Source organism: Myroides oncorhynchi (assembly GCF_020905415.1).
Taxonomy (GTDB): domain Bacteria; phylum Bacteroidota; class Bacteroidia; order Flavobacteriales; family Flavobacteriaceae; genus Flavobacterium; species Flavobacterium oncorhynchi_A.
Genome location: NZ_JAJJMP010000001.1, coordinates 4,074,902 through 4,091,710 on the forward strand (window position 1 = coordinate 4,074,902; position 16,809 = coordinate 4,091,710).

General features: G+C 33.1%; 7 protein-coding genes. 1 reads left to right on the forward strand and 6 read right to left on the reverse strand.

Annotation, left to right across the window (positions count from 1 at the left end; all coding sequences use genetic code 11):
* Positions 1-112: 112 nt before the first annotated feature.
* From LNQ81_RS17795 to LNQ81_RS17820, 6 genes are all read right to left on the reverse strand, one after another.
* The gene (locus LNQ81_RS17795) at positions 113-2,071 is read right to left on the reverse strand and encodes an OmpA family protein (protein WP_229949086.1); all 1,959 of its coding nucleotides are present in this window, start codon (positions 2,069-2,071) and stop codon (positions 113-115) included.
* A gap of 15 nt (positions 2,072-2,086) precedes the next feature.
* Complete coding sequence (locus LNQ81_RS17800) at positions 2,087-3,019, reverse strand: PorP/SprF family type IX secretion system membrane protein (protein WP_229949096.1); 933 nt, start codon at positions 3,017-3,019, stop codon at positions 2,087-2,089.
* A 10-nt stretch (positions 3,020-3,029) separates the two neighbouring features.
* A complete protein-coding gene (locus tag LNQ81_RS17805; protein WP_229949097.1) occupies positions 3,030-4,277 on the reverse strand; it encodes a gliding motility-associated C-terminal domain-containing protein in 1,248 nt (415 codons plus the stop codon).
* 23 nt (positions 4,278-4,300) lie between these two features.
* Positions 4,301-4,918 (reverse strand): hypothetical protein, encoded by a 618-nt coding sequence (locus LNQ81_RS17810; RefSeq protein ID WP_229949098.1) that lies wholly within the window; start codon positions 4,916-4,918, stop codon positions 4,301-4,303.
* A 264-nt stretch (positions 4,919-5,182) separates the two neighbouring features.
* On the reverse strand, positions 5,183-7,750 hold the full coding sequence (locus LNQ81_RS17815; RefSeq protein ID WP_229949099.1) for a hypothetical protein: 2,568 nt from the start codon (positions 7,748-7,750) through the stop codon (positions 5,183-5,185).
* Between the two features lie 33 nt (positions 7,751-7,783).
* Positions 7,784-13,453, reverse strand: a complete 5,670-nt coding sequence (locus tag LNQ81_RS17820) for a DUF11 domain-containing protein (RefSeq protein ID WP_229949101.1) — start codon at positions 13,451-13,453, stop codon at positions 7,784-7,786.
* A 2,093-nt stretch (positions 13,454-15,546) separates the two neighbouring features.
* Here LNQ81_RS17820 and LNQ81_RS17825 point away from each other — a divergent pair.
* A complete protein-coding gene (locus LNQ81_RS17825) occupies positions 15,547-16,797 on the forward strand; it encodes a response regulator transcription factor (protein WP_229949103.1) in 1,251 nt (416 codons plus the stop codon).
* Positions 16,798-16,809 lie beyond the last annotated feature (12 nt).

The window sequence follows — 16,809 nt, forward strand, 5'->3', positions numbered from 1 at the left end:
AGAGGTCTTGTTGCACTCTTGAAGAATCCAAACCTCTATTATACGTAAAATAAAAACCAGTCTACACAATGTAAACTGGTTTAAAAAAAATTCCTACTTAATCGAAATAGTGTTATTCTATGTCTAGAATAATAAACTCACTTCTTCTATTTTCTTGGTGCTCCAGTATCGTACACGGTACCTTATTTGCACACTTATTGACTAACTGAGATTCGCCGTATCCTTGTCCTGTAATTCTAGATTCATCAATTCCTTGGGTTATCATCCAGGCAGCAGTTGACTTAGCTCTACGATCTGACAGCTTCATATTATAAGCATCATTTCCTCTACTATCTGTATGCGAACGCACGTCTATCTTCAATTTAGGATACATATTCATCACTTCAACTACCTTGGCTAGCTCTACAGCTGCATCAGGTCTGATAGCCGCTTTATCAAAGTCAAAGTAAATAGGATCTAACTTTAACTTCTTAAATAAGTCATCGTCTTTCTCTATCTTCTCCTCTACTGGATCTAGTCCTATATTAACAGTCTTCGCAACATTAAACTCACGACCTAATACCGTTGCTACTTCAGTTGTCAAATATTTATCAGCACTAGCCTTCAGTCTAAACTTGTGATTACAGTCTAGCGCATCAGTAATATAGTGTCCTTGAGCATCTGTAGTAATAGTTACTAGTTCTTTATACTCGTTATTATATAGTACTACAGTAGCATTAGCAATAGGAAGCTTAGTCGTAGTATTAAATACTTGTCCTTCTATCTGCTGTTTACAGTCTACTACTTGGAAGAAATAAATATCATCACCACCTACTCCACCATCTCGGTTAGAACTAATGAACCCCTTTCTATTGTTATCATTGATATAGAACGCAAAGTCATCTGCTGGACTATTAATAGGAGCACCTACACTAGCTACCTTACCAAAGGTATTATCTACATTAATCTTAGCCATATACACATCTAATCCTCCTAGTCCAGGTCTACCATCTGATGAGAAGTATAAATAATTATCCTTAGATACAAATGGAAATGTCTCACGTCCTTCTGTGTTAATCCTAGCACCTAGATTCTCTGGAATACCATAATTACCATCCTCTTCGATAAATACTCTAAATATATCCGATTCACCTAGCGTACCACCTCTATCCGATGCGAAGTATAACCACTTCTCATCTGGAGAAAGAGCTGGATGGGCTGTATTATAATTATTAGAGTTAAACGGTAATTCTGTAGCTTCTGACCAAGTACCATCTTCTAATAAATAAGACTTATACAACTTCAATAGAATGTAAAACTCCTCATTGTGAATTTTCTTATTCTTCTTAAAATTGTTACTTGTGAAATACATCGTCTTACCATCTTTAGTAAACACTGCTGAGGCAACATTCACTTTAGCCTTACCGGATTTATCTACAGGTACAGGATCACTAAAGCTACCGTCCACACCGATAACCGTACTGTATAGACTAGTGAATGCTTCATTTGTCCACTTGTGTACTTTACCTCCATTTTCTGTTTCTCTAGCAGAGGCGAAGACTAGTTGATCTCCTAATATACTAGATCCATAATCAGAATACACACTATTAATAGGTAATGCCTTTAGGTCATAACGCTGTATCATAGAGTTAATTTCCTTCAGATAAGTATCTTTTTTTTCTTCAAACAAGATACCACGACTATCGTTCTTTTCTAATTCAGCGAATTGACTTGAATAGGCATCAGCCGCTTTGTAATCTTCGACAGAACGCAGTGTCTGTGCATATCTATAATAATATTCTGACGGAAGCTTCGTTCCTTCTTGTTTTGCAAAATTAAAGAGTTCTTCATACCACTTATGAGCAGTTTTAAGCTCTCCTTTAAAGTAATAAGCATCTGCCAATTTGGTTAATGTATTGACACTCTTAAAACCTTTATTGATGATTTTCTCATAGATTTCGATTGCATTGACATACTCGTAGTAGTCAAAGCTCTTATCTGCTTTCTTCTCTTTACCCGTCTGAGCAATACCTGCTACTGAGATTAAGAAAAAAGAGGCTATTGAGAAAAACTTAATAACCTTCTTATTCATACTTTATAGTTTACGTTAAAAGAATCTTGGTGTATTCATACGCGTGCGATTACTAAACAAGTCAAAACGCATAAATATCTCATGAGAACCTGAATTATAATTCGCCAACTTAGTCGTATCAGCATCATACGAATACCCTATGAACAAATTGTCATTTACTTGGAATCCTGCTAATGCACTTACAGATGCATCCCAACGATATGCTGCTCCTACTGTGAACTTATCTACAATCAAAAAGTTAGCTGTCAAATCTAACTGTAAGGGTGAACCTGATACAGCTTTAGCTAAGAAAGCGGGCTTGAATTTCAAACTTGGATTAAGTTCGAATACATATCCTCCCATTAAATAAATGTGAGCCTCCTGACGCATAGTCGTTACCTCGTTATCATCATATCTATCTGTAGTCAAAAAGTTAGGAATAGACAACCCTAAGTATGACTTCTCAGAATACATATAAAGACCAGCACCAATGTTAGGTGAAAATTGATTATTAATATTTGATGCTGCTACAGGATCTTTACTACTATAACTGTTTAGTCGAGTGTAATCTACATTGAGTAAATTAGCTGTAGCTTTTAATCCAAATGCCAATTTATATTCGTGATTTAAGTCGATAGTATAAGATAAATCTACAGAGATATTATTCTCATCCATAGCACCTACTCTATCATTCATATAGTTCACCCCAAGTCCTAATTTTGAATCTCCTAATGGCGTATTAACAGATAAATTAGCTGTCTTAGGCGCCCCATCTAGTCCTACCCACTGTGTACGGTAATTACCGAAGATACTTAGATTACCTCTAGACCCTGCATAAGCAGGGTTAATGTTAGAGGCATTATACATATACTGTGTGAACTGAGGATCTTGTTGTGCTTGTATTTGTTGTACTCCTAAAAGAGTCAACATACATACACTTATATTTTTTATTGTTTTGTTAATTGTCATTCCTAAAAGCTTAGTTGTTTTCTAAATGTAGATACCCTGATTTCTTGATCGTACGTGACTCTGTACCATTATTATAATCGTAACTAATCACGTAATAGTAAGTACCTGTAGGCAATTTCTCTCCTGAGTTAATTGTAACACGTCCTTCTGAGTATCCTCTAAACACGTTATTATTACTGTCATAGCTCTTAGTCTCATATACCTTCACCCCCCAACGGTTATAGATCTCAACTCTATTTCTTGGGAAGCGATTAATATTATCAATCAAGAAGAAGTCATTCTCTCCGTCACCATTAGGCGATACAAGGTTATAAATCACTACATCTCCATCTAATATTAGATCAGTATTCACTGTACCCAAAGTAAAGAATCCATATCCACGTACAGAAGTGGGTGTCGTTACAGTTTTATTATCAACATCTACGATACCTCCCTCATCTACCCAGTGCTGATCCTTAGCATCCCAGCGAAGAATACGCAGGTTCTTTTCTGCCGTTTTTAATAGCTCCTTTGGAGTTGTATCATCATGCCAACCTAATGTTAAGATAACATCGCTCTTGGCATTAGAACTGCGATCCACTAGCCAATATTCTCTGCCATTTACCAACTCTACTACACCAGACTTGTGCTTATGAGAGTTAAAGAAGTTCGTATCATCTAAGTTATACTTCCCGATAAATACATCCTTCTCATCTTTAGGAGCAGTAATCGTAGCGTTTCTATAATACTTCTTATCCCCTATCGGAAATACAAATTCGTTATTACCTTCCTTATCAACAGCACCTTCGATATGGCTATTATCACTAGCATTGACAGCTTTGGCATCTTTTAAGAATGTAAATGAACCTTTGGTTTGATCGATATTAGCAATACCGTCTTGGAAGTCAACTTTCCCTTGTATTACGATATCGTTTACAACATTAAAAGCAATGTTTTCTGTACTGTTATCCAATACTACATCATTAAACTTGCTGATTGTATTACCAGAGATAGTCTGTGCTTTATCACTTTTAAATATTGTAGTCCCTTGAGCTACTTTTCCTTTATAATCAAAGAAAGCACCGTTATTAACTACATCATTATACACGTATAGTGTACCATTGTTCTTAAAATCAGCAGCTTCTTTGTTCTCTAAGGTATAATGTGTAGACATTACCCCTTTAGGGCTAATATATAGCCCTCCCTTGTTTACAGTCTGTGCCATAGATGCCGCAGAACATAAACCACTTACTACTAGGAGTGTTCTTTTAATTACCATAGTGAATCACTTTTACTAGTTAGTTATTTTACTACGAATACAATATTCATAATAGATGTAGGAGTACCCGTACCGATGATTTCGTAAGTCATTACACCATTCTCATCAATCTTAATATCTTTAAATACTGCATCGTCAAAGTCAGTGACATAATAGTATAGATCAATAGCTGCTGGATAATGAGGGATAGCATCAGGAGCACCATTACTCTTTACTGCATGTCCACTCTTCATAGAGAACTGCTTAGCATACTCTGCATACAACTCTTTAGTTCCGGTTCCAAGTACACTAGTATCAAAAGTGATAGTCGGCATATAGAAGAACTTCACAGCTTTATTATCATAAGTCACCATCTGTTGCCATTTCGTACCATCATTATAATAAAAACCTTCTACTACATCCGCTACTTTAGCTGTATTATAAACAGTCATACCTGCTACGTGAGCTTTTAATGGTGCTGATTTACCTGTTTCAATCAATTCAACACGAGGTAATAAAAGACCTCTGTCACTAGCATCTAATTCTAATACAGCATTAGAGTTTACATCTGCAGTGCTCTTACCTGCTACACCTATTTTAGTCTGTGCGAACCCTGCTGATGCAAGGAAAGAAAAGGCTAGGCTTAAATATATTTTTTTCATAATGTGAGTTTTGATTTAATAAAAAGGGAAGAGCCAGGTAATGTGAGTTTGGCTGTGGCTCTTCCCTTTTAGAAAAGAATTATAATTGTTGTTTGTTGTTGTTTTAACTCATAATCAGCGCTAGCCAAATACTACAGAGCAATTCTACTTCATAGCTCTTTCACTAGTTCCAAAACCATACTACAGTATGCTTTTATCTCTAATTCAGACCTATTTTGTATAATAACTTTTCGTTGATATGCCTATCGCTATTCTGGGTTTAAATTATGGTTTAGGAGTTGCAGGAACTAATGGAGTCATAGGAGATAAATTACCTGTGAACTCTACTACGACCTCGTAATCTCCATAAGGCAATGCTGTGTAGAATGCGCCTGTACCGATAGCGAACGTAAGTTTATTAGTTGCTGCTACAAGATCTGCTACAGTTGACGCTACTACTTTACCATCTTTAAGGATAGATACAGTTAATACATCTTGGATAGAAGTTAAACCTGTTATTTTAGACAAATCAAGTTCAACTCCTGTAGTCAATGGAGATGGGTATTTATCAGCTCCTTCTACTTTACCAACAGTAGTTTTACCTTTTGCTAAGAATACCATCTTACCATTATATGTATTACCCGTGTTAACGATAGTATTTGTATTATCAATATGATCACCTAAGGCATTCTTAACTACATCTTTATACTTATTTATAATATCTAAAATGAAAGAAGCTGGTAATTCGATAGGAGTCTTCTCTTCTTTACCATTAACAATCTTCATTGTATAGAATACTTCTTTACCTTTCACATCACCGAAGTACACATTACCACCTTGGTTTAAGATATTAGTCAGTGCATTCTTCACTTCTTCATTATTATTGATAGAAGAGATGATATCAGCAGTCATATTAATGAATTGTTCTTTTTTATCTTCGTTATTATATTTATAGAAGATCTCTCCCTTTTTAACAGCTGTTTCTACTGGAGCCACTGCTTCTGCATAAGCCTCTAGTTTACCATCTGCTGTAGCTTCTGTTCTAAGGATATTAGTTTTAGTTTCAAAACCAGCTACTAAATCTTCTAACTTAATAGTAACATATTCTCCTTTAGTTTTATCAAAGTATTGGAATACCCACTCTTGCTTAGCTGGATCAGTACTGATGTTTTTATAGATTACGTTACCTTCAGAGAACTGTGTGATGTACTGTAAATACTCTTCTACAGAAGTAAAACTCATATCCTTACCACCTACTTTAATAGTGATATTTCCTTTAGTAGTAAGTATTTCTTCGATATTATTAATCACTCCACTTACTACATCTACGTGAATAGCTCCTGCTGGCACTGCTGTCCATTTAGAAGAATCAAGTTCTCCACCTGCTATGATATACGCTTCTGATAAATAGTATTGTTTATTGTTATAAGTAACAATCGTAGTTTTAGACTCTGCACCTGCTACTAAATCACGTAAAATGATAGTCTTATACTCTCCTGTAGTCTTGTCATAGTATTGGAATACCCACTCTTCTTTAGTAGGATCAGTACTGATATCTTTATAGATTACATTCCCCTCTGCAGACTGAGAAATGTACTGTAAGTATTGTTCTACTGTTGTAAAAGTTTTACCACCTTCTGTAATAGAAGTTGTAGATTTTAAGATCTCTTGAATATTTTTTACCACTGTTCCTTTAACATCAACAGTAATAGCTCCTTTTGCATTGTTAGGGATGTTATCAATTGTATTTGCTTTATCAACGGCTAACCAATCAATGATTGTTTGTTCTGAGAAATAAACAAACCCTGTTACTTTAGCATTTTCTTCAATTTTTCTTACGAAAGTTTTAGTCTCTGTTCCTGCCACTAAATCACGTAAAGTAATTGTTATATATTTATCTGTAGCCTTATCATAGTACTGGAATACCCAATTAGGTTTAGTAGGATCAGTACTGATATTTTTATAGATTACATTACCATCAGAGAACTGAGTGATGTACTGTAAATACTCTTCTACTGTAGTAAAAGTTTTATCTCCCTCTGTAGTTTTGATAACGATATTCACAGGTGATTCTAAAATATCTTGGATGTTGTTTACTACAGTTTCTTTTACTTCAATCTTGATAGCCCCTGGAGTATTCCCATCTAACTTATCTAAGATCTCTTTTATTTTAACTGGATCAGTTTCTGTACCAATAGCTTCTACAATGGTTTTCTCGTTGAAATACACATATCCTGTTGTTTTACCATTTGTGTCTTTGATCTCTTTAAAGAAAGTATTAGTTTCTACCCCTTGAACCATTTTAGTTAGGTCAATCTTTTGAGTAGTATACTTATCACCTTTGAAAGTAACATAGAACATCTCTTTCGTCTCAGGATTATAAACGATAGTAGTATGCTTTTCAGTAACTACTGGTTTACCATCTTTATCTTTATTGTCAGGGTTAGATGGTAATATGTAGTTCACTACTGCTTGAAGGTTTTTCACATCTCCTTCTAACTTAGTAGTGATATTGGTAATATTATCTCCTAAGTTTTTGATTACAGTATCAAATTCTGATTTGCCAATAATTCTATTCCATTTAGCACCATCCCAGTAGTAAAACCCTTTAGGCATATTGGTTGATGTTGTGCTGTTATATACTAATAAACTTTCTATTTGAGCTCCTTTAATAGGTGCAAATACAGTCTCTGCTGTTAATGTAACACGAGGGATTAAGATACCTTTATCGCCAGCTTTAGCTACAATATCAAGTTCTGCAGCGGTAGCAGGATCAGCTGTACCGATCCCTACCTGTGCGTTTGCGAAATATGTTGTTGTTAATAATGCCGCTAATAATGTGATTTTTTTCATGTCTTATTATATATAAAATATTGTTGTTTCTAATTATTTGATTTTGTGTGTGATGTTCAGGTTTGATTTAACTGAACAGTTTTTCATGTCTAAGTAAATAGGTAGCCTTGCTCCAGCTTCACAACCATTTCTGTAAACCTGTACATAAACTACATGGTATGTTACTTTTTTAGTTACTCCATTTTCTTCTTCTTCAAACTCAACTGTTTCTAAGTCGTTCGGTAGTTTAAAACTTGTACTACCTGTTTTTACAATAGGAGCTACTGCATCTACTGATTTAAAAACTTCGTAATCTGTACAAGCGTCGATTCTTGACAACTCTAAGATTCCTCCAAGACACATATCTTTAGACACTTTACCAACTTCATATCCTGGATCAACTTTAGGTACAATATTCACATCATAAATGTTTACAAAATCACCGATTACACTTACTAATGTGGTGTAAGTTATTTTTACTCTATCATACGGTTCTCCAAAAGCCTGAACTATAAACTTATACTTGTTCTTATAATTAATACCTAACAACTTTAAGTCTAAAAAGTTAGTTTTGCTTCCTTCTATTTCTGGTCCTACTTTCTTACTTCCTAAATAGCGTTGTACCTTATAACCTTTTATCACTTCTAAGCTCAATACAGGATTACCTGGTATTTCAGTAATAATATGTAGCTCATCTGTAGGCATAGTTTGTTGTTTAAATACCACTGTCATATGCGCTTGATTTGCTACACCTAAAACTCTCGAGATAGTAGCATAAGAATCAGGATCATTATCCACAGCTCTCCAAGGGTTGTATACACCAGATACACTACTTGCAACTCCTAAACCTATATCTCCGACTCCATGATAAACATCTTCTACATTCTTATGAATATCAGTTGTAACTGCATTACAACTAACACTTCCTAATTTTGTATAGAAAACACTATAGACTTTAGCTATCTGTGCTACACCAAGTAAAGAGCCTTGAGAAATACGAACTCCCTTATAATCCTGAGGAATACCTTTTATATTAGAAGGAACAAAAGTGAATTCATTTACATTATCCGCAGAAAGCAAATCTAAAAGTCCTCCTGCTACTGTTTTCAACGGACCAATAACGTTTCCTTTTTCATCTAATCCTTGTACAGATAAACCTCCTGCTAATGTTAATCCACTGTACTCTTTTCCTAATTTGATTGTAACTGGAGTTCCTTTTGGAATGACATGATCAAAATTGATATTTTGCCAAGTTGTACCAATTCCTAATAATCCTAATCCTGTTACAAGTCGTGAATGTGTTGTAGGATTGTTATCAATAGCATTTTCTTTAGCTGTAACTCCACCTGTAATAATAGACCCCCAAGAAGTATCTCCATCTGCATATACTCGTTGAATTGCTGGTGGACAATCTGAATTATCCAATACAGTTACTGTTATTACTTCTGATGAAGTACATCCATTAGTATTTGTTGCTGTAATGATAAATGATGTTTGTCCTGCAGTATCAAGAGATTCTGGTAAATTTGGAATTGTTACATTATTTTGGTCAGCATACGTTAATGTTCCCTCATTAACACTAATTATTGGCCAAACAATCTTTTCTCCTTTTACTACTGTAAAGAATGTATTTCCTGTAATAGTAATAATTGGAGCTTCCAAAATTGTAACAGTGAAAATTTCAGATACATCAGACACACATTTACCTTTAGTGTATACTACGGTATAATTACCTAATGTTGATGTTTTTAATGTTTTTTCTGTTCCTAATTTATTACTTGGATCTCCTGTAGTAATCGCTACGCCATCTAAATACCATTGGTAAGTATCTGCTATAACATCTGCCTCTAACACAACCTCGGTACCCTCACAAACATTTCCATTTGCTACAGTTGATGTGATAATAGCTTTTGGTAAAGAACATGCGCTCTCTACTTTAATCACAGTACCAGGTGCTTTAGTTCCGTTTGGTTGTGTAGGATTTGTATTATCTACAGGGGGGTAAGAAGGATAGAATACTTCCTTACCTGCTTCTTGCCCTGCTTCACCTACATAAGCGATATTCTTAATTTCAACTAGTCCTGTCAAATCACTTGCAACATCTACAGTAAATGTGAATATAGTGATAGCACCAGGAGCTAAACTTCCTTTATGAGTAAAGACTACTTCATCAGCATTTACAACGCCGCCTACTTGTGATTTTAACTTCACACCTTTAGGCATCTTATCTTTTACAATAAAATCTGCTATCGGAGTAGACCCTTCATTACGTACATGGATAGTATATTCTACTACCTCTCCACCTTTAACAGTATTGATTGTAGCATCATTATTAACTTTATATGATTTCCAAGAAACTAATGCTTGATTAGGATTAACTACTCTACAGGTACGCGCAACATCATAAAGATGTATACTTGCTCCTACGTTTACTCCTACTAATGATTTCATCCCTATAGAAATACGATCATAAGCTGCCTTTGGTCTAAAAGGAAGTTCTACCATTTGACCTGTAGTTAACAAATCAAGAACATTGATTCCATTGATTAATCCGTTCGAGCTTGACAAAGCATCTACTTCTTTCTCTCCTTTATAAGCTTTAATCTCTAAAGCGCCTATTAAATCAACATTTACTTGACCTCCTTGAGTTTTAAACTTAATCAAGGTTTCTTCACCAGCTTTTGCATCACTATTAAAGTAAATGTATTGTCTAACTGCTCCAGCAATATTTAATGTCCCTGAAGATATTTCAGAATAATTTGTAGTATTGTTATCAATAGCACGCTCAGGATTTTTAACTCCTCCTCCTGATAAATCTTTTACATCAAGAGCCAATCCGTTATATTCGAATGAAGTTGCAAATGAAGGAGCACAAGAGTTCGTATCACTTTCATAACACATACCATAAACATTCATGCTATTAGGTTTAGCTAACAGACCTAAAGCACTATTAGTTTTATCTGTAATCCGTACCGATTGGTAAGGGACAGTAGGAGTAATTGCTAAATAAGTACGACCTAAACTATCTTTTACAATTCTAATAGTACCTGCACCTTTAGCTGCATTATTACTCACGTTACTTTTACAATCAAGAATAACAACTTTAGCAGCATTTTTTACTTCAACTTCAAAGAAGTGATCTCCTAAAATAAGTCCATTTAGTAACCCATTAACTACATTACCTAAACTTCCTCCTAGTAAAGCATTCAACATCTTCTCATCAAAATCAATGCGTACATAAGATGTTGTATTAGCAGGTATTTCTTTAACATACCCTAACTCGATATGACCAGAGTGTTTATCACCTAAACCTAATAAAATACCAGCTCCTGAATTCAAAGTAGCATATGCATCAAAGTTATCACTGAAGATGTTATCAATATCATCTGCATTAGAAGCACTGACTACTTCTGTTGCACATACAGGCTTTATGAATGGTGATACTGTAGTAGTTTCAGGACAAGTAGAACTTACACGTTTGACATCGTATAAACGAATAGAAGGAGTTAAAGCTACATTCACTAAATTACCTACTTGTAATTCTACTCTATCAAAAACTTGTTTAGTATCAAAAGTCAATGTTTGTACTCCTCCTGACTTGAATAAATCTAATAGATTCAGGTTATTAATTAAACCTTGTTGAAGTGTAAACGATTCTTTCTGTTCATTTCCTAAATAAGTAACCACTTTATAGTTTCCTAATAATTGAACAGATAAAGTAGAGCTTGGATCTAATTGTAATCTTACTTTTAATTCATCATTCACTTGAGAAGGTTGGTTAAAATATATTGTTTGTTTTACTAAACCAGCTATAGCAATTAAACCAGTACTAATTTCAGAATAATTAGATGAGTTACCACTAATCGCATGATAAGGATTCTTAACTCCTGCTTTTCCTAAATCTAAAAGACTTAAATTAATTCCTTGTTGACTATAAGAAGTAAACTGAGCAGGGTAACATAAATCTGTACCTACATCAGTACACATATTATACACTTTCAGTGTACGAATCTCTCCTGTAGGCAATAAACTACTTACACTGTTTGATACTATAATACTTTGATAAGTCTGGTTTGGAGTTACTGCTAAGTAATATCTACCAATATTATCTTGTACTAATTTAACTGCTCCATTTGTAGTTCCTTCAAAGTGATTTGAACTTGAACTTTTTAAAACAGAAGTACCAGCAGCATTATATGCCTCTACTGTAAATATATGATTACCTAACACTAAACCACCTACATTAGCAATCAAATCTCCTAATGTACCACCTAACAATGCATTTAGCATACCTTCTTCTGCATCAATACGGATATAAGATGTTTTATTAGCTGGTAAAGCATTATCATATTTCATTTGTATTCTCCCGCTTTGAGAAGAAGAAACAAGTAAACTACCATTATTAGCTACTAATGAAGCATATGTTTCATTATTTCCATCAACTGTATTATATGGAAAATCTACGTTATCAAAAACTCCTAATTTAGTAGAACATGAGGCTACTTCAAAAGGTTGAGCTGTTGCATCAAGAATAGTAATTAAAGGATTCTTACAAGTAATACCATCAAAACGCTCTACATCAAAGATTCGAACAGAACTTCCTAATAAATCAACACCTACAGGTGCTTTAAGTCGGACTTCTAAACGATCAAATGCTTTGCCAGGTGCTACAGTAATATCAACAGTTTTTCCAGACTTAATTAAGTTTAATAAATTCAAATCAGAAACTAACCCTCCTGATAATGACTTTTGATATACTTGACTTTTACCATTATAACCTAATACCTCTACTCCACCTAATAGATTTAAATCTAATACTCCTGTACTCCCTACAGCTAATTTAATATTAACAGTAGCTTTCTCATCTGATGTAGTAGGGAAATAGAATATCTGAGACATTGAACCACCTACATTTACCCCTAATAAAGCTCCTGGTGATACAAGTGAGTAAGTCGTAAGATCATTATCTATAGCATGACCTAAATTTTGATCTTTTAGATCTAATACTTTCAGATTTATTCCTCCTCCATCAAAAGAAGTAAAAACAGGTCTTCCACAGTCTTCTCCTTTTTCATCATATGTAAAAGCATGGAAAACATCTAAATTCTTAACAACCCCTATACCTAACAGGGCACCTGTTCTATTTGTTAACTTTATACGGTCGTACGCCTTATCTGGAGTAATCGACAAGTAGTAATTGTTACTATTATCCCTTACCACATTAACAATCCCTTCTATAGTATTAAATTTAGTCATACTACTTCCTGAAAGAATTGGAGTATTACCAGCTGCTACACTTAAATCAAATTCTTGATTACCTGTTAAAACACCTCCAAGAAGTTTTGTTAAAGCTTCTCCAAGATTCCCACCTAACAATCCTTCTAATAATTTACCATCTTGTTGAAGACGGATATAAGAAGTTTGTTTAGCTTTTAACATCGTAGGGAATTTTAATTCTATATATGAAGTAAAAGACCCCAAAGTAACAGCTAAACCTGGTGAAGCTTTTAAACGAGCATATTGATTATCAAATTGATCTACATTCTGAGGATTCTCTACAACAGGAGTAGCTCCTATCCCTAATAAACCACCAGCAACATTCTTATCATAATCTTCTAATTTAGCATCCACACGGGGCTGTCCCAAGGACTGCACCAGTGGCACTAACAGGACGAGCAAAAGTAGTAACCTCTTCCAAAGAGAAAAAGTAGTTTTTTGTTTCATTTGTTGTTTGTTAATTGTGTTTTTAAATTGTCTCTGTGCTATTACTCTGATTGCGAGTTTAGAGTAATAGTCACATTAATTACTAAGATGAGATTGAGATATTAATTTCGAGAAAAAATCTAGTGATAGCAGCGAGTGTGAGTTTTGCTGTATGCACTATAATACACTAGTTTTTATCTAGTGTTAACACATTTAAACGATAAGATTGACTTTATGAGTAATTCTTCCGAATAAAAGGTATTAAGCTCTTTAATTTATTATCCTATCACCATCTTTGGCGAAGTTTTCAAAACCTAGTTTCAAAACCTTTTATTCTTACTTTTTTTTTATTCCCATACTTACTTTTTCATAATTGATAAAGACTACCTCTACAAAACATTATCCAGTCATAATTAGACCGGTTAACATTCTGCTTTTTTTGATATTAATTAAAACACAAACTTATATTGGGCTAAATACAAGTTTGAAGATTAAGTGTACTTCAATACACTTTTTTAATACACCTAGGTCTCCCTAGTTAGTTCTTGTTAATAAACTTTTAGCACACCCTATAGATTATCCATAGAATCATGATTATAATAAAAATGTTAGTAAGGGAATTTGTATAGAAATTAAATGTACATCCTAATCTATTTGAGTTTAAAAAAGAGCTCCTTAATCTTATTGCCAATTGCAAAACACAAGTAGAATAAAATAAAAAAGTTAAACAGCATTATATTGTCCCCACAAATTAAAAAACTGCCAAATCCTTTTTAGGTAAACCAGTATACTATCTCTATACAAATTCATAAACAAAATTAAATAGTATGTTCAGCACAAAGCCTATACTTAAGAATGGTTTTTATCATAAATAGAAACCTAGTACCAATGTTAACACTCTTAAAATGAAACATTACCATACTATACTAAAAGAAGTTTCAAAAAACTAATTATAAGTATATCAATAACTTAGTATATTAAAAAAGAACTAGTACTATGTATAGAATAAAGTACATACAAGAAATAAAAAAGTGAAATTAAACATTATCGAAAATTGTAAAATGAAACAAATGTGATTATAGTAAAAAAGTAATTCTAATCACTAAATAAGAAGAAGAGTATAGGATAAAGAAAGGTTAACAGTGAAGTTCATACACTAAATAGCGAATATTATCTTAGTTATCACGACCTATAATATCTGCTATTAGATAAATAATACTTACAACCATTTAACATAATAAAAGTCACTTACCGCCTCTCACCCCTCTCCAAGTAATACCATGACACTACGGACAAAAAAATCCTACATATTTTAAAGCTTTAATAAATACCTATACAACTCTCTATTAAAATCACAATATAAAAGGTGGTTAAACTAAATAGAAGACAAATACAACTGTTAATTAATGTCAATGCAATCTAACTACTTATATTTAATCACAATATGCACTACTAAAGTATAGGTGTAATAGACAAAACTGTTATAATATTTAACAAAGAACTATACTTTATAATAGTATAATTCACAGCATTAACGTATATCTTGTATATACAAAACAAAACAACAAATACAATGCCACAAATCACATACATTCCTAACTATCAAAAAGTTAAAAACAAAAAACCTGTCCATTCAATGTATAAAATGGAATACCTAACCATTCTTACTAGAAGCTCATCTTCTAAAACATTTAACATTATTAAAAAAGTAGATTTAGAGATAAACCTCTCTTTTAGACAGTAATATCTCTTACACAAATAGATAAAAAACAAATAATAATATAATCAAGTAAACTCGCATATAGGATTATATATTCTTTATCACGTTGTCTTCTAAAGAAATAGAAGACACTTATTAATATCATAAATATGTAGATAACATTTAAATGCGAATGAATTGTACAAAACAGAGCAAGATTAGTAATTAAAACACACTATAATGTGATTTTAGAGCTAAGTCAGCTATGTAAAGTAGAATTAATTCTCAGTAAATAATTGTTGCAAATTTAAGGTAGTACTACTGCGATGTATTGATATAATGTTTTGGGCTAAGACATTTTTCATCCCCTTCATGGAAGCTTTAGTACAGATTATTTATGGTTAAAAAAAAAACAATGGATTCGAAAAAAAAACAACAATATATCATTATAAGCACAGTGCCTATTATGATGATACTAAGCTATTTTTCTATTTCTAGCTTAATCAAAATAGGAACTATACTAACTAATTTTTATTTAGCACAAACTGCTACTATATTATGTGATCTTACACCACAAATATTGCAAAACAAAATAATTAACAATATAAATATTAATCAATTAACAACTACTTATCCAGTATCACATATATCACTACATCATAATCTTGCGAATCACTTAGAGATCTCTTTAAACTACTTCATATCAGGGATATTTTATGGTATGGCATTCTTAGGATTTATAGCCAGCTTAATAATATATCTTATTTTTAAAGAAAAGAAGTGGGTAAGCTACCTATCAATACAGTTATTAGTCTTTTCCTGCTTTATTTACAGTGATATCCTAAACCTACTTCACCTAGATATAACAGCTATAGAGAGCTTCTTTAGAGCCACTATCGTAGCTAGTTCTCTACTTTTTACTGGTATGCTAATTTCTACATACTACCCATTTAGTGCTAAGAGATTTATGTATAAAAACGAATTGAATATATACTCAATCTCTTCTATTGTAGCTTTAGTACTATACTTCTCTAGTTATATATATGGTGAAGGCCATTTATTACTATTAGATATTACAGTCATTGCATTATTTATTATGACACAGTATATCAGCCGTATTCTTAAGAGAAGAAGTAGATATTACTTATATGTAATTCTGTTACTATCACTATGCTTATTATATGGTATCTGTTTTACAAATATGGAAGTTAAACAATCTCTAGTAGAATATAACCAAACAATGAACTCTCTAAAACTATTTGTTATAGTGATTATCATTTTCAGTATCATAAACAACTATGTATTAGTACGTAAAACACAAAAACACAATGTACGCAACCGCGTCTTTATGTTTCAATATGTACTAATGCTAAAGAACTATCACAAGTTGTTATTGAATGAAAAAAATGCACAAACTAACAAACCTGCTGAAATATCTTCTTTAAAAGATCATCAAGGAGACCTATCCTATTATCTAAAGAACAACTACAAACTAACTGAACGTGAAGTAGATGTACTCTATCTTATCTGGGATGGACTTACAAATAAAGAGATAGCCCATAAACTGAGTATTACCATAAGTACCACAAAGTATCACATTAGTAATATCTATCTAAAACTAAATGTAAGCTCTCGCTCTCAGGTATTTGCTCTTAAGGATTGGTAATAAAACTTGTAT